Origin of the sequence: Methanosarcina sp. DH1, assembly GCF_020804205.1 — an archaeon.
GTDB classification, from domain to species: domain Archaea; phylum Halobacteriota; class Methanosarcinia; order Methanosarcinales; family Methanosarcinaceae; genus Methanosarcina; species Methanosarcina vacuolata.
Window position 1 is genome coordinate 155,836 of the sequence record NZ_WJBJ01000020.1, and the last position, 26,065, is coordinate 181,900.

A 26,065-nucleotide genomic window follows, 5' to 3' on the forward strand; every position below is an offset into this window, starting at 1 on the left:
CATGAAAGTATTAGTGTTCGATGTATGGGGAGAATTTGGTCATTTCCGAAAACACTATACTACAACTTCTCCCCTTACATATTCTATTCCTCCTAGAACGGCTATTGCAGGAATGATTGGTGCTATAGAAGGGTTTGGAAAAGACGAGTATCTGCAGTATTTCTCTAAAGAAAAGGCAAATATTGCGGTAAAAATAAGTCATCCTATCAAAAAGACCAGAATTTCAGAAAATTTAATCGACACTAAAATTGCTCCTATGATGAGCAGAATAAAGACCAGAACCCAGATCAGATTCGAAGTATTGAAAGATGTAAAATACAGGATCTATTTTTCTCATTCTTCCGAGGAAGTATATAACAAACTTTATTCTATGTTGAAAGAACACAAATCGGTGTATACTCTGTGTCTCGGTCTGAGTGAACACATTGCTAATTATGAATTCATAGGAGAAATGGAAGCTGTCAGTGAACTTTCAGATTCCGAAAGGGAAATCCATTCTGTAATTCCTGAAAAAGAGCTAATAAAAATCAGTTTTGAAGAAGGAAAAGAGTATTTTTCAGAAACTATTCCAATAGAAATGCTTCCAAATAGGGAAGTTACAGAATATGGCAAAATTTTGTTTGAAAAAAATGCAAAATGCATTCTTGCTAATGTAAGTAATCTCTGGAGGCTTGAGAATGGAGAAGGAATTGTCTTCATGTGATTTCCATCTTCGTTCCCATCCCGATAAACTATTATTTAGACACTTATCCAACGTAGGAAACAAATCAATCTCAACCAGTAAGGAGAAAAGTTTATCACTGGAAAAGTTTGGAATTGATGAAAATACTTTTTCAAAAATGACATATCTTATAGGAGTTTGTCACGATTTTGGGAAAGGCACAGGGTATTTTCAAAGGTATCTTTTGGAGACTAATCCTTCCATCCAGAAGGGCTTAAAAAACAAAAAAGAATATCAGCATGGCCTTTTCTCAGCTATTTTTACCTATTACATATTAAAAAAGTATGTGGATTCATTCAATGATAAAAATATTCTGGAATATATTCCTATCATAGGGTATCTCATTGTAAAAAGGCATCATGGAAACTTAAAAGATACCGAGGATGAAATACGAGAACTAATAGATGAAGATACTCTTGAAATTATTGATCTTCAAATAAAGTCATTAGATACAGGTGAATTGAAAACAATATATGATAAGTTACTCGATGGGTATGATATTTCTTTTGATATGGATACTTTCTGCAATGAGCACCGTTCCATCACTGACGAAATTTTAAAAAATAGAAGGAAATTCATAAAATTGCTCAAGAAGGAGCAATTTACAGGTTATTATCTAATAACGTTAACTCTTTACTCAATTCTTATAAACTCTGATAAGATAGATGCATCTTCTATTGATGTTTCCAGTGAAATAGAAATATCACCTGAACTTGTGGATAAGTACAAGGTAGAAAAGGGTTTCCAAAATAATGAAGGTATAATGAATAAAGTGCGTAACGAGATTTATGAGGAAGTTACAGAAAGTATTGAGAAACTTGATCTCAATAAAAAAATATATTCAATAAGTGTCCCTACAGGTTCGGGAAAAACTCTCACATCACTTTCTTTTGCATTAAAATTGAAAGCAAGATTAATAGAGGAAAAGAGAATCAAGGCAAAAATAATTTATTCTCTACCTTTCTTGAGTATCATAGACCAGAATTACGATGTTTTTGAAGATGTTTTTAAGACAGTTGAGACCGCAAATCCTTCTGAGGAGTTGCTACTTAAACATCATCACCTTGCAGATATTTTTTATAGAACGCAAGACGATGAAGAATTTGAAGGGCTTAAAGGTTTATTTTTAATCGAGGGGTGGAACGCTGAGATAATCGTAACCACATTTGTCCAGTTTTTCCACACAATTGTGTCTAATAAAAATCGCTCACTCCGGAAATTTCATACTATTGCAAATTCTATTGTAATACTTGATGAGATCCAGTCAATTCCTCATAAGTACTGGCTACTGTTAAAACAGATCATTTCGGGTTTTGCAGAATATTTTAATACGTACTTCATTTTTGTAACAGCAACTCAACCTCTCATTTTTGATCCTGATAAAGGGGAAATTGTTGAGCTGGTAAAAAATAAAGATATGTATTTCAGGGAATTTGATCGAGTTAAGTTAAATATAAATCTTAATCCAATGGATATGGATCATTTCAAGAAAAGAATTGAGTCAGAAGTCAAAAATAATCCCGAGAAGGACTTTTTGTTTGTATTGAACACTGTTAAATCTTCTCTTGAGATATTTAACCATTTAAATAATTTAGAACTTGAATATAGTGATTATTATTATCTTTCTACTAACATTATCCCAAAAGAGAGGCTTAAGAAAATAAAGGAGATAAAAGAAAAGTCGGGAAAACGAAAAATTATTGTTAGCACTCAGCTTATAGAAGCCGGAGTAGATATCGATGTAGATGTTGTTTACAGGGATTTTGCCACAATTGACTCAATAAATCAGGTTTCAGGGAGATGTAACAGAAATTCTTCCAAAAGTTCTCGAGGACAAGTAAACATTGTGATTCTGAAAGATGAAAGAAAAGAGTTTCATCGATATATATATTCGAGTTTTCTCATTGACAAAACAAAAGAAGTGTTGAAAGACCTTCCCTCTGAAATTTATGAAAAAGACCTGCTTTTTTTAAATAACAACTATTTCAGGAAAGTTAAAGATACTTCAAGTGAAGATGAGTCCAAAGAGCTACTCTCATACATAAATGAACTTAAATTCAAAACTCTTACATCTGATTTCAGGCTAATAGATGACAAAGCCGGATACGAAAAAATAGATGTGTTTGTAGAAAATGATAAAGAAGCTGCTGAAATCTGGAAAGAATACCTCGTAATGAAATCTCTTAAAAATCCATTGGATAGAAAAGAAAAATTCCTGTCCATCAGGAAAAAATTCAATGAATACATCATCTCAGTGCCTAAAAAAGATTTTTTCTGTGAAGAACTAGAGGATCTCAATATAGGATATATTCCTTTTGAACAAATAAAACATTATTATGATCCTGAAACCGGTTTTGTTTTTGAATTAAAGTCCACCATGATGTGTGATTGATATGAAAGTCAAAACGCTGACTCTAACCCTTGTTCCTGACCGAAAAGTAGGAACAAACGCCTCAAAACTTCGAGGTTTTTTCGCTACACGGTTTAATGAGTATACACTTTTGCATCAACATAACTGTGATAAAGTTATCTATATGTATCCCCTGGTTCAATATAAAATTTTGAAAGGAATTCCTCTAGTTTTCGGGATAAACGAGGGTTTAGAAGTCCTTCAGGAAATTTTCAATAAATATGAAAAAATAGAGCTAGGCGAATCAACATATGAAATCCTGGAAAAGAAGATATCTCTTAAAGAACAGGATTTCGGCATTTCAGACAAATTTCACACCTATAGATTTGAGACTCCCTGGTTTGCCCTCAATCAGGAAAATTTTACAGATCGATACAAGAAAATAGGAACCGCCGAACAAAAAGAACTCCTTCAAAAGACCCTAGTCGGAAATATACTTTCAATGTCCAAGTCCCTTGGGTATACTGTTCCAGAGCAAATAAAATGTGAGATAAATTTGCATCCCGGTAGCAGTAAAATGAAAGGAGTGGAAATTGCTACGTTCAAAGGGTCTTTTATCACAAACTTCCTTATCCCCGACTATTTCGGTATTGGAAAATCCGTATCTCGCGGTTTTGGAACGGTGAAAAGATGCAGCTTGTAATCAACACCCGCGGTTCATTTCTAAAAAAGCAGAACAACTGCTTTTTTGTAAAAGTTGACGACAAAACCTTTGAGGTATCTGAAAAGAAAGTTGACAGCATTTTGATTACAACTTCTGCAACCATAACCACCGATGCCATCAAATTTGCAGTAGAAAACAATATTGATATCGTTTTTTTGGATAATTTAGGAGACCCTTACGGACGAGTGTGGCACTCAAAACTTGGAAGCACAACCTACATAAGAAGAAGGCAGCTTGAAATTTCGGACGAGCCCGAAGGGTTCAGGCTTGCAAAAGGCTGGATTGAGCAGAAGATTGACAGCCAGATCCTTTTTTTGAAAGACCTCAAAAAGAACAGACCTGACCAGAAAGACGAACTTGACGATTATATTTCCGGAATGGAAGACATGAAAGCTCAGCTTGAAGCCCTTGAGGGGAAACTTGACGAGATGCGGGGAAAAATAATGGGCCTTGAGGGGATGGCTTCCAGGTACTATTTTCAAGCTCTGAGTTTTCTTTTGCCTGACAGGTGGAAATTCAATGGCAGGAGCCGAAACCCTGCAAAGGACGAGTTCAACTGCCTTTTGAATTATGGATATGGGGTTTTATATTCAAGGGTGGAAAAGGCGTGCATTATAGCAGGGCTTGATCCTTATGTCGGTTTCAACCACACAGATGACTATAACAAAAAGTCGTTTGTGTTTGACCTGATAGAAATGTACCGCATCAATATTGACAGGACAGTTTTCAATCTTTTTTCGAAAAAGCAGGTTTCAGACAGCTTTTTTGATGAAATCCCGAATGGAATGACTCTCAACAAAGAGGGTAAAGCTGTCCTCATCCAGGCTGTCAATGAAACTTTTGATAAAGAAATAAGCTACAAGGGAAGGAACATAAAAATTGGAAATACAATCCAGTTTGACTGTCACAGGATTGCAAACAGCCTGATCGGGAAATAAAGCTTTTAACACGATAAGTTTGTGAAACAGTAAGTAAAGATTAGATAAAAATAATGATTTGAAAAATAAAGATTTTATAAAAAATAAGAACGAGGGGACTGGGTTTGCTTGTCTGGGTAATATATGACATTACGGATAACAGGATTCGCCAGAAAGTAAGTGACCGCTGTAAGAGCTATGGGCTTTATAGGGTTCAGAAAAGTGTTTTTCTGGGAGACTTAAATACGAATGACAGAGACTCTCTGGGCCTTGAATGCGAAGAACTGATTGACACCGAACGTGATTCTGTGTATATTTTTCCGATGGATGACCAGTCATTTAAGAAAGTCCAGCTTCTCGGCCAGGCTTTTGATAAGGAGCTTGTCAGTGATGAAGTGATTACAAAATTCTTCTGAGTTTTGAGGGGTAAGTATGACGAATTTTGCTCTCAAAGAAGGTAGCTCTTCTGAGTGTGCGGTAATTGAGCAGCGGGCTGAAACTGGTTGTGAAAAAGATATAACTCCTGAAAATGATCCTGAAAATGATCCTGAAAATGATCCTGAAAATGAAGAAGGAACATACATTGAGCCTGATTCTGAAAACGATTTAGGATCAATAATCCGAATTTCAGACGTTCTTGAATACCTTTTTTGCTCCCGTTTTATCTACTATATGTACTGTCTCGACATTCCTCAGCATGAAGAGAAAAGGTTCAAGGTTATTAAAGGCCGTGAGGTCCATGAAACAAGGAAGCTAACCAACAGGGATTACGTGAGAAAGAAACTTAACTGCATGAGGAAAGATAGCGACGTATTCATTGCTTCAAAACAGCACCATATAAAGGGAATAGTGGATGAGGTACTTTTTCTTGAAGACGGGACTGCTGCTCCTCTTGAGTACAAATTTGCCAAGTATAAAGACAAGATTTTTAAAACATATAAATTTCAATTGGTTTTGCAGGCTCTTTTGATCCGGGAAAATTACAATATTGAAGTAAACCGTGCTTATATCTGTTTTACTCGAAGCAACAGCCTGGTTAAAGAAATGGAAATTACTACTACTGATTTCAAAAAGGCTGAGAAAATTATTGAAGAAATACTCGATATCGTTCAAAAAGGCTTATATCCCAAAACCACTAAATCTTCTAGAAAATGCGTAGATTGCTGTTACCGGAATATCTGCGTATGAAGAGATTTTTCTTGTATTTATAAAGGGTTTGATAATTTTCCAGCAAGAATTTTAGCCCCAAAAAAGGGCTCATTTCAGGGCTTTTCTAGCCAAATAACGGAAATTTTTGCCCTATTCGAGAGCAAGATCCACTAAAACAAGGATTGAAACAAAATTGGTGATAAATTATGGAAAAACTAACTCTTGATTCGAGAGCAAGATCCACTAAAACAAGGATTGAAACTATTAATCGATTCTTCTTCATTGAAAAAATGATGATTCGAGAGCAAGATCCACTAAAACAAGGATTGAAACTGTAATGACGGGGATAGATCCAAAGTTTATCTTAAATTCGAGAGCAAGATCCACTAAAACAAGGATTGAAACTCAATTCCGATGTCATAAAATAATCCTGAAAAAATTTCATTCGAGAGCAAGATCCACTAAAACAAGGATTGAAACCTACAAACTCACTTTTATACTGTCCAGACGTGGATATTCGAGAGCAAGATCCACTAAAACAAGGATTGAAACAGAAGAGCCCCCAACGGATCAGTCATAACTTTAGAATTCGAGAGCAAGATCCACTAAAACAAGGATTGAAACCTCTTGAATTAAACAATGAATTTGGGGCTAAATGAAAATTCGAGAGCAAGATCCACTAAAACAAGGATTGAAACTTATTATCGGAAAAAGCATGGAATTCCAACTAATCATTCGAGAGCAAGATCCACTAAAACAAGGATTGAAACTCTTCGCCCTGTGATTTTCTAACATCTTTCCATATATTCGAGAGCAAGATCCACTAAAACAAGGATTGAAACAATATTGCTGATTAAAAAGTGATACCTGATCGGGTTATTCGAGAGCAAGATCCACTAAAACAAGGATTGAAACTTATAAAATTACATATTATAAAAAATAGATTAGTATTATTCGAGAGCAAGATCCACTAAAACAAGGATTGAAACCTTTTCCGATTTTTCTTGAATGTAATGTACTTCAAGTATTCGAGAGCAAGATCCACTAAAACAAGGATTGAAACCTTCGACGTTCTGTTTTGTAGTCTTGTCTTCGGGGATTCGAGAGCAAGATCCACTAAAACAAGGATTGAAACCTTGATACATTTCTCTTGCTTTTTTATCCCAAGCTATTCGAGAGCAAGATCCACTAAAACAAGGATTGAAACTTTATTCCTCACCGCGATTCTCAGCCACTACATTAAATTCGAGAGCAAGATCCACTAAAACAAGGATTGAAACAAAAACGTCGGTCTAGATCCAAAAACCGGTGAAATCGATTATTCGAGAGCAAGATCCACTAAAACAAGGATTGAAACTAATTCACATCGGTTTACCTCCAGCAGTCCATGAATAATTCGAGAGCAAGATCCACTAAAACAAGGATTGAAACTTAAAATGGAAGACGACTCAATCATAAAAAAATATTCGAGAGCAAGATCCACTAAAACAAGGATTGAAACGATGATACTGTAGAAGCTTTAGCAGATGCTCAGACCATTCGAGAGCAAGATCCACTAAAACAAGGATTGAAACCAAACCTTGTAGCCTTGTCAGTTTCTTCGACTTTCAAAAGTATAATTCGAGAGCAAGATCCACTAAAACAAGGATTGAAACTTGTATACTGTCTGAGGTTCAATCAGCTCGAAATATATTCGAGAGCAAGATCCACTAAAACAAGGATTGAAACTGAAAATGTATTTATTTTTAAGACTCGTGTACATATCATTCGAGAGCAAGATCCACTAAAACAAGGATTGAAACATTAACCCTCTTCTTTTTCATGGAGTTATAACTATATTCGAGAGCAAGATCCACTAAAACAAGGATTGAAACCTATTGCTGAAATCAATGAAGTCCGAGAAAAGTTTGGTATTCGAGAGCAAGATCCACTAAAACAAGGATTGAAACATTTTCTTACCCCCTGGGATACTAAAAATTTAACGGTATTCGAGAGCAAGATCCACTAAAACAAGGATTGAAACTGCAAAACCTTAAATATATTGCATAAGTATTATATTATTCGAGAGCAAGATCCACTAAAACAAGGATTGAAACACTAAAGACTACACATTAATAGTAATGGAAGGCCGAAATTCGAGAGCAAGATCCACTAAAACAAGGATTGAAACACCAAGTGTCTTTAGCATCATCAAATATCATTATTTATTCGAGAGCAAGATCCACTAAAACAAGGATTGAAACATCGACGGTTAAAATCAATAGATCATTTGTGGAATAAATTCGAGAGCAAGATCCACTAAAACAAGGATTGAAACCATTTTTTGATGATATGGCCGGCTCTTCTGTAGATATTCGAGAGCAAGATCCACTAAAACAAGGATTGAAACGATAATTCAACAGGGTATGCCAAGAAGGCAGCCGAATTCGAGAGCAAGATCCACTAAAACAAGGATTGAAACATAGCCTCTATAGCATCTGAAACTTCGACAACATTTGAATTCGAGAGCAAGATCCACTAAAACAAGGATTGAAACTTTGTAATGTATCCGGCAATAGATCCCTCTGCATAATTCGAGAGCAAGATCCACTAAAACAAGGATTGAAACCAATGTATTCAGATGATCAATGTGTAACATGGACCGATTCGAGAGCAAGATCCACTAAAACAAGGATTGAAACTACTCATGAGCAAACGCACACCTTTCTGGAGTCGAAATTCGAGAGCAAGATCCACTAAAACAAGGATTGAAACACAAAGGTATTTTCAAGAGCTTTTACTGCCGCGGAATTCGAGAGCAAGATCCACTAAAACAAGGATTGAAACAAGGTGTGCCTATTTGAGATATAACTATTTAACTTTATTCGAGAGCAAGATCCACTAAAACAAGGATTGAAACCCCTGGCAGGTTTGTTGAGAAGGGAACAAACGACGAATTCGAGAGCAAGATCCACTAAAACAAGGATTGAAACCAATGTATTCAGATGATCAATGTGTAACATGGACCGATTCGAGAGCAAGATCCACTAAAACAAGGATTGAAACTACTCATGAGCAAACGCACACCTTTCTGGAGTCGAAATTCGAGAGCAAGATCCACTAAAACAAGGATTGAAACACAAAGGTATTTTCAAGAGCTTTTACTGCCGCGGAATTCGAGAGCAAGATCCACTAAAACAAGGATTGAAACAAGGTGTGCCTATTTGAGATATAACTATTTAACTTTATTCGAGAGCAAGATCCACTAAAACAAGGATTGAAACCCCTGGCAGGTTTGTTGAGAAGGGAACAAACGACGAATTCGAGAGCAAGATCCACTAAAACAAGGATTGAAACCCCTGGCAGGTTTGTTGAGAAGGGAACAAACGACGAATTCGAGAGCAAGATCCACTAAAACAAGGATTGAAACATGAAATCGTTTCTGATGCACAAAACTGGGTATCACATTCGAGAGCAAGATCCACTAAAACAAGGATTGAAACGGGAGTATGGAATATTTGATGATAGTGGTAATCTCCATTCGAGAGCAAGATCCACTAAAACAAGGATTGAAACTTCCCGGACTCTCTACACGCTCGCATTTCTACGATAATTCGAGAGCAAGATCCACTAAAACAAGGATTGAAACACCAGACTCTACAACTGTTAAAATTATTAATATTTTATTCGAGAGCAAGATCCACTAAAACAAGGATTGAAACTCTGAATATTCGGTTTTAAACTCTTTTTTCTTTTCTGATTCGAGAGCAAGATCCACTAAAACAAGGATTGAAACTATATTTTGCCACTGGTGCAGGATCTACAGACGAATTCGAGAGCAAGATCCACTAAAACAAGGATTGAAACAAAAAAAGGTTGGTGAGTACATGGTTAATGACCGATAATTCGAGAGCAAGATCCACTAAAACAAGGATTGAAACTTCCTTTTTTTCGTCTAAATAGCTATTCAATTGCAGATTCGAGAGCAAGATCCACTAAAACAAGGATTGAAACTAAATGCACTGATAAACTTAATGTAGGAAATCAAAATTCGAGAGCAAGATCCACTAAAACAAGGATTGAAACATACTAAATAGGTCGTGGTAGCCATCGAGGGAAAGATTCGAGAGCAAGATCCACTAAAACAAGGATTGAAACATCTCACGAATTCAAACGGTCCGCAGGCTCCAAGATTCGAGAGCAAGATCCACTAAAACAAGGATTGAAACTTATTGTGCGAGGTTCTGCTTCATCCCGGCGCTAAAGATTCGAGAGCAAGATCCACTAAAACAAGGATTGAAACAATGTATCTGTACTACCTATATTATTATCGTCTCCTAATTCGAGAGCAAGATCCACTAAAACAAGGATTGAAACTCAGTATATTTGTACCCACATGCCTTGCAGATCTGTTATTCGAGAGCAAGATCCACTAAAACAAGGATTGAAACGAGTTTTCACGGCCTAGACCAAATAGGGTTTGATATTCGAGAGCAAGATCCACTAAAACAAGGATTGAAACAACAGGTGATCATATGGCAGACCACAAAGATACACTATTCGAGAGCAAGATCCACTAAAACAAGGATTGAAACTCCGCTTGGTTCTCAACTGATTCAATATTCGCATATATTCGAGAGCAAGATCCACTAAAACAAGGATTGAAACCTTTTACGGCTTCTCCAATTGAAGAAACTGTTTTATTCGAGAGCAAGATCCACTAAAACAAGGATTGAAACACTGTATTAGCCAGATCAACAGGTAAAACAACATCATTCGAGAGCAAGATCCACTAAAACAAGGATTGAAACAATGGCTTGCTGAGAATCAGATAATCTGTTAACTTCCTATTCGAGAGCAAGATCCACTAAAACAAGGATTGAAACCAACAAAGATATTAATTCAAGACTGATCGCTCAGAATCATTCGAGAGCAAGATCCACTAAAACAAGGATTGAAACCGCAACCGGGGGGATGCGTGATGGTAGACATACTGAATTCGAGAGCAAGATCCACTAAAACAAGGATTGAAACAAGGGGCGGAGAATCGGAAATACTCAAGCTGTTCCATTCGAGAGCAAGATCCACTAAAACAAGGATTGAAACATTCCGTAATGCTTTGCTTTGATGAAATGACCCTCCTTATTCGAGAGCAAGATCCACTAAAACAAGGATTGAAACTTTTGTTGTGAGCGTAGCGATACAACTATAATTTGAATTCGAGAGCAAGATCCACTAAAACAAGGATTGAAACCTTACTCATCCTACATCAAATGCGCGTCTTATAATATTCGAGAGCAAGATCCACTAAAACAAGGATTGAAACCCAAATGGATTATAACGCTCTCCCACCATTAAATCATTCGAGAGCAAGATCCACTAAAACAAGGATTGAAACCCCTTACGGTTGTCGGCCATATTACGTAAGTGCATAATTCGAGAGCAAGATCCACTAAAACAAGGATTGAAACTTTTAGCATGGCTCGCAATAAGTCTTAATTCAAGTGAAATTCGAGAGCAAGATCCACTAAAACAAGGATTGAAACACCTCATGGATAAAACGCTATGAATATATTTAAATTTAATTCGAGAGCAAGATCCACTAAAACAAGGATTGAAACTTTTTGAACTCCGGTTTGATAGTTCACCATTTTTAATTCGAGAGCAAGATCCACTAAAACAAGGATTGAAACAGCGATACTCCTATAACCCTCCAATCGGGTTTAAATTCGAGAGCAAGATCCACTAAAACAAGGATTGAAACTCATTTGCGAAACACGGAATTGATCGGGCACGGGTATTCGAGAGCAAGATCCACTAAAACAAGGATTGAAACCTCTCGGGGTTGAAAATCTCAAATGAAATATGAAGGATTCGAGAGCAAGATCCACTAAAACAAGGATTGAAACATTTCACAATAATCATTAACATTTTCTGAATGGTAATTCGAGAGCAAGATCCACTAAAACAAGGATTGAAACGTTTATCAGTGACTTTAGAAGCCGTAGAAACCTTTTATTCGAGAGCAAGATCCACTAAAACAAGGATTGAAACTGCAACCACCCGAGCGAAAGGTATCATGTATGTGAATGATTCGAGAGCAAGATCCACTAAAACAAGGATTGAAACTAAACAACTTCACTCTGATATGCAGGCATATTTGTATTCGAGAGCAAGATCCACTAAAACAAGGATTGAAACATAAATCGTGATGGTACTGGTGCTATTGCGGAAATATTCGAGAGCAAGATCCACTAAAACAAGGATTGAAACCGAATTCAGCGGCTATCAAACTAACTGGTGCTGATAATTCGAGAGCAAGATCCACTAAAACAAGGATTGAAACGACAGTATGAGATATCTGTTAATGTCTGCGAGTTTATTCGAGAGCAAGATCCACTAAAACAAGGATTGAAACTCCATAAGTGAACATATAGGCATATTGTAACCTGGAATTCGAGAGCAAGATCCACTAAAACAAGGATTGAAACTACTGCTGGATCTCAGCTTTGGACCATGCCGAAATGATTCGAGAGCAAGATCCACTAAAACAAGGATTGAAACTGATATTTCCCACTTTTGAAAATATAAATATCTGCATTCGAGAGCAAGATCCACTAAAACAAGGATTGAAACAAAAATGGGTCAAAATCATGCTAGAGATACGTGAATATTCGAGAGCAAGATCCACTAAAACAAGGATTGAAACTGAGGGAATAAACGATGCCTGAACATGAAAAAAAATCTATTCGAGAGCAAGATCCACTAAAACAAGGATTGAAACCCCACCACCGAAGAACTAACAAATTTTTTTGAGGCATGAGATTCGAGAGCAAGATCCACTAAAACAAGGATTGAAACCTGTATTTTGACACCAGTTATGAGACTGGAATCGTAATTCGAGAGCAAGATCCACTAAAACAAGGATTGAAACCAGTCTTGAAAATCGAATATTACAGCATTCGAATATTCGAGAGCAAGATCCACTAAAACAAGGATTGAAACCTTCTTCAATTGCCTCTCCATATTCCATACATTCCATTCGAGAGCAAGATCCACTAAAACAAGGATTGAAACTTCCTTCTATGGACTCGCACCGGTAATATTTCGCGCCATTCGAGAGCAAGATCCACTAAAACAAGGATTGAAACGCCACAGCTCACGCCAGACTGAGGTTATCGAATATATTCGAGAGCAAGATCCACTAAAACAAGGATTGAAACGCTTTGGGTCAACCTGTGTAGTTTCTCCCGTAGCATTCGAGAGCAAGATCCACTAAAACAAGGATTGAAACACAGATGAAGATCTTGATGAAACAGAAAAGTATTTCTATTCGAGAGCAAGATCCACTAAAACAAGGATTGGAACTAATTGGGCTTTAGAACAGAAGATTAAAGCTTATCATTCGAGAGCAAGATCCACTAAAACAAGGATTGAAACCTACTGTTGTTCCCCAGCCTTTTTCATTTAACTTGCATTCGAGAGCAAGATCCACTAAAACAAGGATTGAAACAAAAACTAAATATGGTTCAGCGGAAAGATCAGCAAGATTCGAGAGCAAGATCCACTAAAACAAGGATTGAAACGTAAAGAAGATGAAAAGATGTATTTCGAAAAGGCTGTATTCGAGAGCAAGATCCACTAAAACAAGGATTGAAACCCTTACTGTTCTCATTATGACCAATATGCTCCGTTATTCGAGAGCAAGATCCACTAAAACAAGGATTGAAACTGAACTCCCCCCCTCTTCCAAAAGGATATTCGCCCTATTCGAGAGCAAGATCCACTAAAACAAGGATTGAAACATCCTGCCGTTTGTCAAATCTCCGGAATCATGTCTAATTCGAGAGCAAGATCCACTAAAACAAGGATTGAAACTCTTACTGCTTCCGCTTGCGCTTTTATTGCTTCCTCATTCGAGAGCAAGATCCACTAAAACAAGGATTGAAACCCATGCATCTTCGTTAGTCTGTGTCTGCTGTGAACTATTCGAGAGCAAGATCCACTAAAACAAGGATTGAAACTTGAGTTGGGGGATATCACAGACGCGATTGATTTGGCTATTCGAGAGCAAGATCCACTAAAACAAGGATTGAAACTCAATAAGATTCTGAATTTTAGTAAGGTCATATTCATTCGAGAGCAAGATCCACTAAAACAAGGATTGAAACAAATGAACGCATACTTACAAAGAATACTAACAAACCATTTTTAGTAAATTCTATTAGAGTCGATCCTATGTTAAGTTAGATATGTTAATATGCTGTTATAACATGTTATAATATATGTCTACCATAGCCATTGACCCAGATGTAAAGGAATCACTTAAAGAATTTAAGATCACCGAAAACGAGTCTTATAATTCCATTATCAAACGGCTCATTGTTAAAGTTAAAGAAACTGCAGAGTATAAACCAATGTTCCCAAAAGAAGAGAACACTGAACGAAGAGAATCACATGTCAAAGATTTCGATGCATGGTTGGATAGGAAACTCATAGAAGACAAAGAGATCTTAGACGCACTCGGAAGAAAGTGATATGTTGATTAGCTTAATTGATGTCTTAAAAATTCATCAACGAGTGATTGACTATGACAAAGAAGAGAATCCTGACGATTATACACCTGCAATTAGATCTCTTGCTACATTAGAGTTAATGTTTGAATATATGATAAAGGAATCTAATACCGTTTTTCAAAATGCTGCAATTGTAGTTTATGCCATTGTCTCAAGACATCCGTTTTTTAACGGAAATAAAAGAACGGGATACGAAGCAATGAATTTTGTTCTTGAGGATAGTGGGTATACACTTACATCTACTCCACAAGAAACGATAGAATTTATAGTCAAGATTGCAGCGACTGAAAATGAGATGAAGACAGCTGAAATTGAAGAATGGATTATTAATCATACCATCAAAAATAATCCAAAAGATTATCTATTTAATTGACCAGCATCATTTCATGCCTGAAAAAGAATATTCGTGATCAAGAGCCACTAAAACAAGGATTGAAACTGTTGAAAGAGTGTATTAATTCAGAGAATCCAAATGGAATTCAAAAGCCAGATCCGCTAAAAAAAGGATTGAAACGCGAAAGGTATATATCCTGTACTGTGTAATTTTCTTACTTGAAAGCAAGATCCACTAAATCAAGTGACTGAAATGGACAAGCTGAGACCTACCTCTTTCTCTCTAAAATACCTCATCTGCGCAATACTATCAGTCGTCCTTCCGTTTCATTTTCTGGGAAACGCGCTGCCAGCTATCCTGTTACTCGCTTCAATCGCGATGGTGTTTGTGACACTGTCAGTCTTGAATTCAAATTGTGACTATGTCCCGGGAATTGCCTACGCCGGAATCCTCTCTACCTTCTGGTTGATGACTGGAATCACGCTTCTTTTGATGGGTGCAATGGATTTGGTACCGGAAATCGAGGACATTTTGGTTGCATGGGACCTGATTAGATTACTTGGTTTGTTTGCGGCAGCACCATTACTATATACTTTCTATCTTGAATATAGGAAGCTCATGTGGATTTGAGAGTAAGGTCCACTAAAAAAGGAGTGAAACCTTTACTGCTTTAACAAAAGGAGGAGACGATGAAAAAAACAGTAATGGTTATTCTGATCGAATCTGTGCACAACCCTGTCCGCTATGCAGAATATATTGCAGCGGTTAAGGACATTGTGGAGCAGCACGGAGGCGAATATATCGCACGCAGTAACAAAATCACCGCTTTTTGTGGCACCATTAAGCCGGAACGTTCTATCGTCATCGGCTTTGACTCTCTTGCACAGGCTGAAAGTTGTTTTAATTCTCCCGAATACAGGGCTGTCAAGCATCTGCGAGAAGACAGCACGGTATCCAGTGCCTTTTTCATAGACAACGATTAACCTGTCAGGAAAACATTTTTCTTACGGATCAACATACTAAAAAAGAATCATGACAGAACTTGTAAAAACCATCATCGTAACGGAAGATATCCGGCTTAAACAACTGGAACTTTCGGATGCCAACGAGATGTTCACTACCATCGACAGGCAGCGGGATTACCTGGGTAAATGGCTGCCGTTTGTTGCGTTTACCATAGATGTGTCGGACTCTGAAGATTATATCCGTTCGGTGCTTGCTGTCCCTGCCGAAAAAGGGGATTTTGTATTTGTAATCCGGTATAAGGGAGATTTTGCCGGGTTAATAGGCTTCAAGAATACCGACAAACTGAACCGTAAAGCGGAAATCGGGTACTGGCTTTCGGAACCGTGTCAAAAAAAAGGTATTATCACCAGTTCGGTTACAGCCGTGATGCGTTTTGCCTTTGAAGAAATGAATATCAACCGGGTTCAAATTAGATGTGCGGTGGGGAACTTCCCCAGCAAAAGCATACCTCAACGCCTCGGCTTCCGTTTTGAAGGCATCGAACGAGACGGAGAACTGCTAACCGGAAACCGCTTCACCGATATTGAGGTGTATAGCCTGCTGAAAGATGAATTTCTCTCCGCCGGACATTAGAAACAAAACATGAAACCTTCGACTGTTTTCACATGATTCGTAATACAATGACTTATCCCGGAAGCAACGAAGAAAAAGCAGATGCATGGGTGGATGAAATAAAGCTATACGGACATAGCCCTGAAAATTGTGATAGCATAGAAATATAATTTTTATGAAAAGTTAAGCTTTAAAAAAAATTGCGGGAATCTAAACCGGAAGATACAGGGTTTTGTCTTTTTGGTTACGAGAAGAAAATAAATGCAAGGTGAACAGTTGTGAACAATACATGGTCGCGGTGTGTGCAGACAACCCTGGAGCCTTATCGCAGCCGTGAAATGCATTTTACTGAAAGAAATAAGTATCTTTGAATGAACGCAATCGGAGCACAGGATGGCCAGAATATTCTTGAGGTCGGATGTGCCGGAAGTGTGTTCTTCATAAGTTAAAGCAATATCTTCCCCACATTAAAATAGCAGGACTTGATCTTGACACCTGACACGTTTCCTTTGCAAAAAATAGCCGCTTAATATAGCCGCATAATACTGTTTTTCAGAGTTGAAGTTACCTGAGAATTTGCTGAAAATAAGAAAAACGACCCTGTCAAGAGGTAGCTTCCACTAAAATAAGGATTGAAACTTTGCATTTCCTCCTTTTCGAAGAAATTTTTCCTGAACCATAGATAGTTTCCACTAAAATAAGGATTGAAATCAAGATAATATCTGTTCATTTCTTCCTCCTAATAACCATTCGAGAGCAAGATCCCCTAAAATAAGGATGGAAACTGCTATACAGATTTTGTTTTCTTGTTGAAAATAAGCCATATCTTTAACAAAAAAGATTATCATTTTGTAGTTGAAATAAGACTAAGTAAAACGTTTTTTCTCATTTATTTGATTCAATATAAAAATTGGTCATAGTACTTGTATACAAAAGTTGGGTATGTGATCAAGGGATGTTGAAAGCCGGCATAGAAGATGATTGAGTGAAGGCCGGATATGATAACAACATTGATAATTGCTACAAGGAGAACTGAGGTCTGTTATGTTACCTTGTGGAGTCACATATCTGATTCCTCAGGGTTTTTTGTTTCAGGATAGGAGACACACTCTGAGATGAAGGATCAGTCCCTTTGAAATTTAAAAGGAAGGTTTTAAGGATGGAGATATATAGGACAGTGGAAGCATTTTATGATGATAATGTGGAATATGAATGGCAGAGGCTAGAGAGACACCGGATCGAATATGAAATAACACGCAGATATCTGGATATTTACATACCCGAAGAATCAAGAATACTCGATGTAGGGGGAGGACCCGGAAGATATTCTATATATCTGGCTTCACAGGGGCATAATGTTACACTTCTGGACCTTTCTTCAAAGAACGTTTTACTTGCAAAGACAAAAGCTGAAGAGCAAGGCATACAGTTAGAGAGTTTTATCCACTGTAATGCGCTTGAACTTGATCACCACATAAAAGGTCAGTTTGATGCCGTTCTTTGTATGGGGCCTTTTTATCACCTTACTGATGAGGTTCAAAGACATATCGTAATCGAGAAGTGCGTAAATGTTCTGAAACCTGGAGGTATCCTTTTTGTATCATTCATTTCCGCATTTGCACCTATAATTGACATGATAAGAGGAAACCCACATATGATTCTGGATACAAAAGACAGATTATTAGATTACCTGAAGGATGGGACCAATATTGTTTCTGAGGAAAATCCCGGATTCACAGATGCGTGGTTTGAAAATCCAGCAAATATAGAAGATATTATGAAAAAGTATCCACTTAAGAAATTAGTTATTACTGCAATCGAAGGAATGTTGTCGTCGAACGAGAGAACAATAAATAGCCTGCCGGAAGATTGCTTTAATGCATTTATCGAGCTTTCCATGAAACTATCCACAAACCCGATGACATGGGGCAGTTGTGAGCATATGCTCTATATTGGAAGGAGAATTAAGTCCTGAAAGATATTATATCAAAAGCTGGATCTGAGCTTAAAAAGGCAGTGAAAGGGCTATTCGAAAGCAAGATACACTAAAACAAGGATTGAAACCATTGACACTCAAGACCGTTCACATTCAACAGCCAAAAATTCGCGAGCAGGATCCACTAAAACAAAAATTGGAACAATATGACGATTTTTTGAATTAATAGAGATTAGTATAAAATTTATCTATTTGGACTTATAAGGAGTTAGTTATGAGCGAACTTTCTAGAAAGATGAATCAATGCAGAAAGCCTGTTGGAGAGGCAGGTAAACTGGTTGCGGATGAAATGAATATCAACCATTATGAGCTGACAAGCTGGGGTTTGGGGAAAATAGATATTAAGCAGGATAGTATAATTTTAGATATTGGGTGCGGCGGGGGTAGAACAGTAAACAGGTTGGCCTTACTTGCACCTGAAGGAAAAGTTTTTGGAATTGATTATTCTAATGACTGTGTAAACTGGTCTATCGAATTTAACAAAGGATTAATAGACAGCGGTAAGGTTGAGATACATAACGCAAGTGTAGAAAAAATTCCTTTTGAGGATAATAAATTTGATTGGGCACTGGCGGTTGAAACTGTTTATTTCTGGCCTAACCTTCTTCAAAACTTTTCTGAAATTAAAAGGGTTTTAAAACCTTCTGGCAGGATTATGATAATTAACGAAATGTATGCCAGCCAGAGCTTTAAGGACAGGAATGACCCGTATGTAAAGGCTGGCAATCTTAAACTACATACACCTCAAGAACTGGAGGAGTTATTAAAAAAGGCCGGATACGTAAATATACAAACACATCTGGTAGAAAATAAAAACTGGATGTGCTGTATAGGAGAAAAAAGTAGCTAATGCCTTGTAGTGCACCGGATGGATAGAGCCTATAATTAGAAGAGCCTATAATTAGAAGAGCCTATAATTAGAAGAGCCTATAATTAGAAGGCCCATATTCTTTAATACTTAATTATTAAAAATTTTTTGATTTTTGTGAATAGCCTTTCTTCAAATGCCTTCACATTATCTTGTACATATAAACAAAAAAAATTAAAAATTCACTCAAAAAAATTAAAACATTACACTACTTATAATACCTTTATGCTCAGGCCAAAAATTCTGGGGCTATTCCGCTTATTCCGTTTTGAACTACCATTTACTGCTGGAGTGTGCGTGATACTGGGGGAGTTACTGGCATTAGGTGCACTTCCTACCACAACTGAAATTGTATTGGGGTTTCTAAGCATTTTTTTCATTTCGGCTACGGCTCTCATCCTTAATGACTATTTTGATCTTGAAATTGACAGAATAAATGCGCCAGAAAGACCACTTCCAGCAGGCCTTGTTACTGAGCAAGAAGTCATTTTACTCTCCATTGTTGTGGCAATACTTGGACTTATCACGAGCTACCTGATTAGCTTAGAGGCCTTATTAGTAGTCATTCTGGTCTGGGCAGTTGGCTTGCTTTACAACTGGCGGTTCAAAAAAGCTGGTCTTATTGGAAATCTGATGGTCAGCTTTTCAGTAGGCATGACTTTTATTTTTGGTGGTATAGCAGTAAACAAACCATTTGAAATAATAGTCTGGTTTTTTGCGGTTATAGTAATGCTTGTAGATTTAGGAGAAGAGATCGCGGCAGACGCTATGGATATTGAAGGCGATAGTCGGGCAGGATATCATTCCTTAGCCCTGGAACTTGGCCGCGAAAAAGCATTGAAAATCAGCGGAGCTGTTTTCTTACTGGTGGTTGTTGCAAGCAGTTTGCCGTTTTTTTTGGGCTGGCTAGAGTGGATTTATCTGTTTCCCATTTTACTAATAGACATAGTAATTCTGTACTCAACAGGTAAATTGTTAGACTCAAGAACAGCAAACCGGCGAATTTACATTCGCTGGATATACCTGACTGGATTAGTAGCATTCATAATTTTCATAATCATTCGAATGGTAAGGTGAAAGTATTGTGGCAGTTTGATTCCAAGCCTCTTAACACCGCACTCACCGGATAATTACGAAAATTCGCCTACAAAGGGGATTCTGCCCCAGCTGTGAATTCGGCATCTGGTGGTTTTTCCCATTTTTCTTTTCCGTTTATCTTTCCCTTTTCATCATTGCTGGAAGAAATATAAAAATAGTTAAAACCCTCTTTATAAATATCTTATACACCATTGCAGGTGAACCGATGCCAGATATGACAGCACTTCTACATTACGCAGTTATGGCTCCTTCGGGGCACAATACACAGCCCTGGAAGTTCAGGATAAAAGAGAATACAATTTTTATTTATCCAGATATCTCAAGGAGACTCCCGGTTGTTGACCCCCTGGAAAGGGAGCTATATATAAGCCTCGGATGTGCACTGGAGAATCTGGTAATAGCTGCCGAGCATGAAGGGTACAGAGCACTGGTGGGATACTCTTTTGAGGACAGGGCTATTTCTGTAAATCTAGAGCTTGCAGAAGGTAAAGCCAATAATGACTGGCTTTTCAATGCTATCCCTATAAAGCAGAGTACTCGAAGACAATATGATGGAAGACCTATTCCTGGAGCTGATATGGAAAGGCTTGCATCACTGCCATTAGAGCAGGGAGTGTCGGTGCTTTTTGTGACTGAACCGGAAAAAATGGAAGGGATAATAGAGCTTGTTAAGGAAGGCAACAGCATACAGATGAATGACCGGGATTTTATGCAGGAACTGATGTCATGGATAAGATTCAACGAGGCCGAAGCAAACCGATATCGTGATGGTCTTAGCTCAAAGGCCATGGGAAACCCGTCATCGCCTCGCTTTATAGGGAAACTATTCATGAAATTCTTTTTGAATGCTAAGGGCCAATCGAAAATGGATGAAAAATACATAAGAAGCTCGTCTGTGTTGATGGTCTTACTGTCGGAAAACGATGATATCAACTCCTGGATCAATACAGGGAGAAGTTTTGAAAGGCTAGCATTATGTGCCACAGCTCTTGGTATCAAAAACGCCCACATAAATCAGCCGTGTGAAGTGCCGGAACTCAAAAAGAAGTTACAAAAGCTATTGTCCGCAGGCAACATGCACCCCCAGCTTTTACTACGCCTGGGATATGCAGAGTCTCTTCCCAGATCTCTGAGACGACCTGTGTCCGAGGTTATAATCTGAACATCGCCCGGTTAACAGGTAATGTTCAAGCCGACTTTCGGCAGATCGACATTTCATTTTCTAAGATGTGTCGTTAGAGTTGAGCCACACGTTAACCAGCATTAAACCTCACATAAAGTAAGTGAATGTTCAAAAAAGAGAGAAACAAAAAAGAGAGAAACAAAAAAGAGAGAAAAAATACATTTTTTATAAAAAACAAAGTATTTTAGATTCGATTATCAATGGCCACTGCAGAATAAACTGTTATTCCGTAGTTACTCCATCGAATTCCGCTTCATTGGCTTCGGCTTCTTCTTTTGTCGCACGCACGATTCCGTCCTTATGGTGCGCCGGTGAATAGATTGTATAGAGTTTCAGCTCCTCTGTTTCCGAAGTATTGATGACATTGTGCTGAGCGCCGGCCGGCACAACTACTGCAACGCCGTCACTTAGTTCGTATTCGTTACCGTCAATTATGCACTTCCCCTTCCCCTGCTCAAAACGGAAAAACTGGTCGTTTTCCTCATGCACTTCCATCCCGATTTCTTCCCCGGGCTTGAGGCTCATAAGTACCAGCTGGCTGTGTTTTGAGGTATAGAGTACCTTGCGGAAATTACTGTTTTCCAGAGTGGCTTCTTCGATATTTATAGAAAATCCTTTCATATATTTTCATTTATAGTTATTTGTATATAAGAGTATTTGAGAGCAAGGTTTACTAAATATATACCTTATAAGAGATTAAAAATATCATTTGCATAACTTTAACCTAAATTTCTTATTTATATTCCTGAATAAAATTCCTTAAAATCGATATTAAAAAAGTAATAGAGTTCAGAGTTTAACAAAAGCACATCTCCTTTTGCTGGTGTACCAAGAAAACAAACGACACTATTAAAAAACTCTAAAAATTATATCTACGGATTGGTCAGGTTTGTTATAAGCTGGTTTCTGATGCTTGAAATTCTGTGAACAATAAAAGGAATATCTAAAAACTCAATGAAATGTTTCCATTATTTAGCCCAATTTAACAATTTACAGTTTAATAAATTATATCAAAAGATTAATATACTTGTAAATGCTATTTTTGTATATTATATCTTATATATTATAATAACACTGTGGATAATTGTCATGCGAAGCGTGAAAGCGCTTTATGCAATTATAATAAGATAATTAATATTATAAACGATGAATATAATTAGTATTCATAAATCATAGTTTAAACTCATAATTTAGCGTTTCTACAAATTTGAAACCCTTGCATCTGCAATCTAAAAAAGATTTCACAAATCAAAATCACTTAAAAAAAGGAAGCGAAGATTTTGGATACTCAAAAAATGAAGGATCTCATCAGGAAATTTAATGTCTGCATTGAAAGGAATAAAGACTATCAGGCTTATTCAGACTTTAAAGAAGGAGTTAATAAAGGCATGGATATAGCTAAATACACTTTCGAGGATAATCTGGAAAAACTCTCTCTTTCCGACATGGACAACGATCCGGTTGAAAAGATAAGAGGCCTGGAGAATAACTTTAACAAGCTCTTAGACGGCATCACTCTGTCAAAAAAGCCGAATATCTCGGAGCAGCGCCTGGATGGAGTGTATACCGGATTTGAAAAATCTAAAAAAATATTTAAAGAATTCATAACCGAATCATTTCCCCTGGAAAACACATAAAAGAAAAATTGCCGGGAATAAACCGATAATTATCAGCGAAAACCATTTACTTCCATCCAGGATTATTCCTCTTTGACCTTTGCCTTTAACATTCTGTACCTTATTTTTCGAGTTCTAGAAATCTGGCACATTACCTATTTTTTCAGAACTACGCAGGTGTGCCATTAAAAAGAAAAACGGAAAAGATAAACCATGCAGAATGGCATCTTTCACACGTAGCATACTTCACATATAGCATCTTTTACATGCAGAATGGCATCTTTCACACGTAGCATACTTCACACCTTAAAAGACTTAACCCATTCTGGCCTTTCTGGGGGATTATGTGCTACCATATCTCTCCATTCTTCATCTGTCAACCTCTGTCCTGCGGGCTGCCAGAACTCATAATAGCTCATTACAGGGCCTGCTCCCAGCACAATCCTGCCATCGGGCTGTTTATAGGCTACTACTATCAGATTCAGTTTACCGGTTCCTTCTTCCAGAACTCCAGCAGGAGAAGTATAGACATCTGCAACCAGAATGGAGTTCTGGGACTTTATATCTACATTCTCAAGCATTGGAGATATGTTTTGATCGAAATTTCTGATGAACTCATACTCTTCTTCTGTCAGCTCTTTATTTTCGAGCTCTTTAATCGAGATTTCCAGCAGTTTTTCAAGAGTGTTTTCTAGAGTTGTAAAATCTTTATCCGACTGCTCATCAAGAACTTCCATTTCAGCCAGCCCGGTATGTGCCATTTTTGTAAGGGCAAGCATCCTTGCATAAAATTCGGGAACTGGCTCCACATAGCCCTGAACAGGTTTTTCTTCTGGTGGCACCTGGGGAGGACCTAGAAAGTACTCCTGCTTTGCATAGAGGATAGTATCGTGCCTGAGCTCGGTCCAGGAAGAAAGGGCCGTGTTAAGCTGTTTATCTTCCCAGGCTTCAGTCTGCATGAAGGTGGGATAACCCTCAGGATAGCTTACAAGAAGAGGCTTTAAAGCGTACAGTTGAGCCCAGTAAAGATTTTTATTCCAGTCCTCTTCATCAAAAGCTCCAAATTCATTTTCAAGAGAAGTGTGAGCTTTCTCGTATCCTTCATTTTCGGAAATATTCAGGCTTTTCAGGTGTTCTCCGGCCCTTTCGGAACCGAGGAGATCCATAATGTTCAGGGCAGGGGGATGGAGTTTCTGGAGGACATAGGAATCTGGAGTGTAGCGCTGGCCCATGAACCTGAATCCTTTTGTAGTCTCAAGAGTTTCGTTTTCAGTTTCAGAGCCTGTCTGAATTATTCCCCCTGTTCCACCGTAGATTTTTGGGCTTTCATATTTTTCAAGTTCAGTTTTCAGTGCTGTAAGACTTTCGTTGTCGAAACTTAATCCTTTTCTATCATTCCCAAAAACAGTATCCAGAACTTTTGCATACTCATAGGGTCCGAGGTCGTCGGAAAAACCGGCATAGAAAGCTGTCACGCTGTAGATTCTGTTCCATCTAGCTTGAAGGTCTTTGTCCCTGCCAAAATGGTCCGAAATTAAAAGAGCCTGTATGGTCTGAATTTTCGCGTCATTTTCCGAACTTTCCGCAGCAATCGCGTCTGACTGAAGGAACATACTTATTCTACCGTGCCACATCATGGCTTTAAAGTAGTTCTTCAGTTTCTCTGAGTTTGTGTAGTGTCCCCGTGGCATGTACTGAGAGTAATCTTCACTATACTTGAAGATCGGAGAAGATGCAAGTCCTTCGTGAGCTTCTATCAGGTTCAGTTCGGCTTCAACGTCATCTTTTACAAATGAAGGGACTTCTACACTGTAGTCATTTACGTCCCTAGAATTGAAGGGTGTAGTTTCCACTGCAACGTTTGCATTTTCAGTTGTCTGTTCAGATTTTGGTTCAAGAAGGCTTAAAGCAACGGCAAAGTATGCAACATTTCTTCTTGCAGCTTCTTTTTTTGCTCCTGACGCGCTGTCATAATCTTCTATGGATTCTTTAAGGAGAGCCTTGTCAAGTTTCCACAGGTCGTCGTAAAATTCCTCAGATTCTACCCTTTTTAGCGTCTCATCAAACTGGATGTGGTAAAGGTGAAGAAGAGAATCGGATGTAATGAAAATAGGAATATCGGCCACTTTCAGATCTTTGTATGTTTCATTTACAAGAGTCTGCCCTGCTGTAAGTGGGTATTCAGAAGTTCCATTTTCAATTACAATAAAACCGTTTTTGCATAGTAAATCCCTGTTTTCGTCCGTCAGGGGAATCTGTTGGGTGACCTGATAATAATTTGCAATCTCGGAATCCTGCAGAGGTAAAGAATAAGTGGGAACTGTAGCCTCGAACTGCAGATTTTCTTTATTGTAATATTTGGAAAAGGAGCTTTGCCCTTCAAGTTTAAGGGTATTACTGGTCTTTTCAGAAGAGTTCTCTATAGAAACGTCTTCTTCGGTGGAATTAAATGAACTGGTCTGATTGTCTGTTTCGTCCTCAAAGTTTGTTTCATTAACTGGACTTGTTTCATTAACTGAACTTGTTTCATTAACTGGCTCACTGCTGCTGCCAATGCAACCTGATCCAGATATCAGTGATACTATAAGCAAGCAAATAATTATCAATGTCCTCATTTTCAACTAAGATCCCCTCGAAACTGCAAAAATAAACACAAATTCAATAATTAACAATTTAAAATGAATAAATTGAACTCTATAATTTAAGTTAAGCGCGTACTTTATAAGTTTTTCTAACCAAATCTTCAAACTTATTTATCTCATACCGTCTTCAGATTATAACCATTCCTTGATCTTTGATTACTAGAGACTTTACACAGAACGCTTATATGACGATACAGACCGTAGCTATTTTATGTGATAGAAATTGCGGCCTCACAATTTTATGGTCTTTTACACGGCAGTTCTACCAATATGAAAAAGTTGGAATTTAGTTCAGATATTTTTAGGACTCATGTTTGGAAAAGGCAGGAAATTC

General features: G+C 37.7%; 18 protein-coding genes and 1 CRISPR repeat array. Of the genes, 16 read left to right on the forward strand and 2 right to left on the reverse strand.

All coding sequences use genetic code 11. The features are described 5' to 3' along the window. The first annotated feature begins 1 nt into the window (after nucleotide 1). The 15 genes from cas5b (at nucleotide 2) to FXW07_RS11120 (ending at nucleotide 21,452) form a co-directional block, all read left to right on the forward strand. Nucleotides 2–703: a type I-B CRISPR-associated protein Cas5b gene (cas5b, locus tag FXW07_RS11050; protein ID WP_048117987.1), complete on the forward strand. Its 702-nt coding sequence runs from the start codon at nucleotides 2–4 to the stop codon at nucleotides 701–703. Then, complete coding sequence (gene cas3 / locus FXW07_RS11055) at nucleotides 678–3,113, forward strand: CRISPR-associated helicase Cas3' (protein WP_229395483.1); 2,436 nt, start codon at nucleotides 678–680, stop codon at nucleotides 3,111–3,113. Before cas5b ends, cas3 begins: the two co-directional genes overlap by 26 nt. A gap of 1 nt (nucleotide 3,114) precedes the next feature. Beyond that, entirely contained in the window at nucleotides 3,115–3,774 is a 660-nt protein-coding gene (locus FXW07_RS11060; protein ID WP_048117981.1) for a CRISPR-associated endonuclease Cas6, read from the forward strand. Beyond that, the gene (gene cas1 / locus FXW07_RS11065) at nucleotides 3,762–4,733 is read left to right on the forward strand and encodes a CRISPR-associated endonuclease Cas1 (RefSeq protein WP_229395484.1); all 972 of its coding nucleotides are present in this window, start codon (nucleotides 3,762–3,764) and stop codon (nucleotides 4,731–4,733) included. Before FXW07_RS11060 ends, cas1 begins: the two co-directional genes overlap by 13 nt. Before the next feature lie 104 nt (nucleotides 4,734–4,837). Beyond that, nucleotides 4,838–5,128 carry a CRISPR-associated endonuclease Cas2 gene (gene cas2 / locus FXW07_RS11070; protein ID WP_229395485.1) on the forward strand — a complete coding sequence of 97 codons (291 nt, stop codon included), beginning with the start codon at nucleotides 4,838–4,840 and terminating at the stop codon, nucleotides 5,126–5,128. A 16-nt stretch (nucleotides 5,129–5,144) separates the two neighbouring features. Beyond that, nucleotides 5,145–5,900: a CRISPR-associated protein Cas4 gene (cas4, locus tag FXW07_RS11075; protein ID WP_229395486.1), complete on the forward strand. Its 756-nt coding sequence runs from the start codon at nucleotides 5,145–5,147 to the stop codon at nucleotides 5,898–5,900. Nucleotides 5,901–6,013: 113 nt separating this feature from the next. Beyond that, a CRISPR array of direct repeats spans nucleotides 6,014–14,011; the repeat unit is 37 nt; unit sequence ATTCGAGAGCAAGATCCACTAAAACAAGGATTGAAAC. A 114-nt stretch (nucleotides 14,012–14,125) separates the two neighbouring features. Beyond that, nucleotides 14,126–14,377: a hypothetical protein gene (locus FXW07_RS11080; RefSeq protein WP_048109045.1), complete on the forward strand. Its 252-nt coding sequence runs from the start codon at nucleotides 14,126–14,128 to the stop codon at nucleotides 14,375–14,377. A 1-nt stretch (nucleotide 14,378) separates the two neighbouring features. Next, the gene (locus FXW07_RS11085; protein WP_255679034.1) at nucleotides 14,379–14,789 is read left to right on the forward strand and encodes a type II toxin-antitoxin system death-on-curing family toxin; all 411 of its coding nucleotides are present in this window, start codon (nucleotides 14,379–14,381) and stop codon (nucleotides 14,787–14,789) included. A gap of 213 nt (nucleotides 14,790–15,002) precedes the next feature. Further along, a complete protein-coding gene (locus FXW07_RS11090; RefSeq protein WP_229395488.1) occupies nucleotides 15,003–15,380 on the forward strand; it encodes a hypothetical protein in 378 nt (125 codons plus the stop codon). Between the two features lie 59 nt (nucleotides 15,381–15,439). Next, nucleotides 15,440–15,733 (forward strand): DUF1330 domain-containing protein, encoded by a 294-nt coding sequence (locus tag FXW07_RS11095; protein ID WP_229395489.1) that lies wholly within the window; start codon nucleotides 15,440–15,442, stop codon nucleotides 15,731–15,733. 49 nt (nucleotides 15,734–15,782) lie between these two features. After that, nucleotides 15,783–16,349 carry a GNAT family protein gene (locus FXW07_RS11100; protein WP_229395490.1) on the forward strand — a complete coding sequence of 189 codons (567 nt, stop codon included), beginning with the start codon at nucleotides 15,783–15,785 and terminating at the stop codon, nucleotides 16,347–16,349. A 1,138-nt stretch (nucleotides 16,350–17,487) separates the two neighbouring features. Then, nucleotides 17,488–18,303: a class I SAM-dependent methyltransferase gene (locus FXW07_RS11105; RefSeq protein ID WP_229395491.1), complete on the forward strand. Its 816-nt coding sequence runs from the start codon at nucleotides 17,488–17,490 to the stop codon at nucleotides 18,301–18,303. A gap of 235 nt (nucleotides 18,304–18,538) precedes the next feature. Further along, on the forward strand, nucleotides 18,539–19,174 hold the full coding sequence (locus FXW07_RS11110) for a class I SAM-dependent methyltransferase (protein ID WP_229395492.1): 636 nt from the start codon (nucleotides 18,539–18,541) through the stop codon (nucleotides 19,172–19,174). Nucleotides 19,175–19,417: 243 nt separating this feature from the next. Beyond that, a complete protein-coding gene (locus tag FXW07_RS11115) occupies nucleotides 19,418–20,269 on the forward strand; it encodes a UbiA family prenyltransferase (RefSeq protein WP_229395493.1) in 852 nt (283 codons plus the stop codon). Between the two features lie 226 nt (nucleotides 20,270–20,495). Continuing rightward, nucleotides 20,496–21,452 (forward strand): hypothetical protein, encoded by a 957-nt coding sequence (locus FXW07_RS11120; RefSeq protein ID WP_229395494.1) that lies wholly within the window; start codon nucleotides 20,496–20,498, stop codon nucleotides 21,450–21,452. A gap of 243 nt (nucleotides 21,453–21,695) precedes the next feature. Here FXW07_RS11120 and FXW07_RS11125 read toward each other — a convergent pair whose 3' ends face one another. After that, a complete protein-coding gene (locus FXW07_RS11125; RefSeq protein ID WP_048117956.1) occupies nucleotides 21,696–22,094 on the reverse strand; it encodes a cupin domain-containing protein in 399 nt (132 codons plus the stop codon). A 674-nt stretch (nucleotides 22,095–22,768) separates the two neighbouring features. Here FXW07_RS11125 and FXW07_RS11130 point away from each other — a divergent pair. Beyond that, entirely contained in the window at nucleotides 22,769–23,110 is a 342-nt protein-coding gene (locus FXW07_RS11130) for a hypothetical protein (protein ID WP_229395495.1), read from the forward strand. A gap of 278 nt (nucleotides 23,111–23,388) precedes the next feature. Here the strand turns inward: FXW07_RS11130 and FXW07_RS11135 are convergent, their stop codons facing one another. Next, the gene (locus tag FXW07_RS11135) at nucleotides 23,389–25,704 is read right to left on the reverse strand and encodes a DUF3160 domain-containing protein (RefSeq protein ID WP_229395536.1); all 2,316 of its coding nucleotides are present in this window, start codon (nucleotides 25,702–25,704) and stop codon (nucleotides 23,389–23,391) included. Between the last annotated feature and the right edge of the window lie 361 nt (nucleotides 25,705–26,065).

Coding starts and splice junctions, on each gene's coding strand:
- FXW07_RS11115 (WP_229395493.1), top strand. CDS start 19,418: ATGCTCAGGCCAAAAATTCTGGGGCTATTCCGCTTATTCCGTTTTGAA.
- FXW07_RS11120 (WP_229395494.1), top strand. CDS start 20,496: ATGCCAGATATGACAGCACTTCTACATTACGCAGTTATGGCTCCTTCG.
- FXW07_RS11060 (WP_048117981.1), top strand. CDS start 3,115: ATGAAAGTCAAAACGCTGACTCTAACCCTTGTTCCTGACCGAAAAGTA.
- FXW07_RS11105 (WP_229395491.1), top strand. CDS start 17,488: ATGGAGATATATAGGACAGTGGAAGCATTTTATGATGATAATGTGGAA.
- cas5b (WP_048117987.1), top strand. CDS start 2: ATGAAAGTATTAGTGTTCGATGTATGGGGAGAATTTGGTCATTTCCGA.
- FXW07_RS11130 (WP_229395495.1), top strand. CDS start 22,769: ATGAAGGATCTCATCAGGAAATTTAATGTCTGCATTGAAAGGAATAAA.
- FXW07_RS11085 (WP_255679034.1), top strand. CDS start 14,379: ATGTTGATTAGCTTAATTGATGTCTTAAAAATTCATCAACGAGTGATT.
- FXW07_RS11090 (WP_229395488.1), top strand. CDS start 15,003: ATGGACAAGCTGAGACCTACCTCTTTCTCTCTAAAATACCTCATCTGC.
- FXW07_RS11080 (WP_048109045.1), top strand. CDS start 14,126: ATGTCTACCATAGCCATTGACCCAGATGTAAAGGAATCACTTAAAGAA.
- FXW07_RS11135 (WP_229395536.1), bottom strand. CDS start 25,704: ATGAGGACATTGATAATTATTTGCTTGCTTATAGTATCACTGATATCT.
- cas1 (WP_229395484.1), top strand. CDS start 3,762: ATGCAGCTTGTAATCAACACCCGCGGTTCATTTCTAAAAAAGCAGAAC.
- FXW07_RS11110 (WP_229395492.1), top strand. CDS start 18,539: ATGAGCGAACTTTCTAGAAAGATGAATCAATGCAGAAAGCCTGTTGGA.
- FXW07_RS11095 (WP_229395489.1), top strand. CDS start 15,440: ATGAAAAAAACAGTAATGGTTATTCTGATCGAATCTGTGCACAACCCT.
- cas3 (WP_229395483.1), top strand. CDS start 678: ATGGAGAAGGAATTGTCTTCATGTGATTTCCATCTTCGTTCCCATCCC.
- FXW07_RS11100 (WP_229395490.1), top strand. CDS start 15,783: ATGACAGAACTTGTAAAAACCATCATCGTAACGGAAGATATCCGGCTT.
- cas4 (WP_229395486.1), top strand. CDS start 5,145: ATGACGAATTTTGCTCTCAAAGAAGGTAGCTCTTCTGAGTGTGCGGTA.
- FXW07_RS11125 (WP_048117956.1), bottom strand. CDS start 22,094: ATGAAAGGATTTTCTATAAATATCGAAGAAGCCACTCTGGAAAACAGT.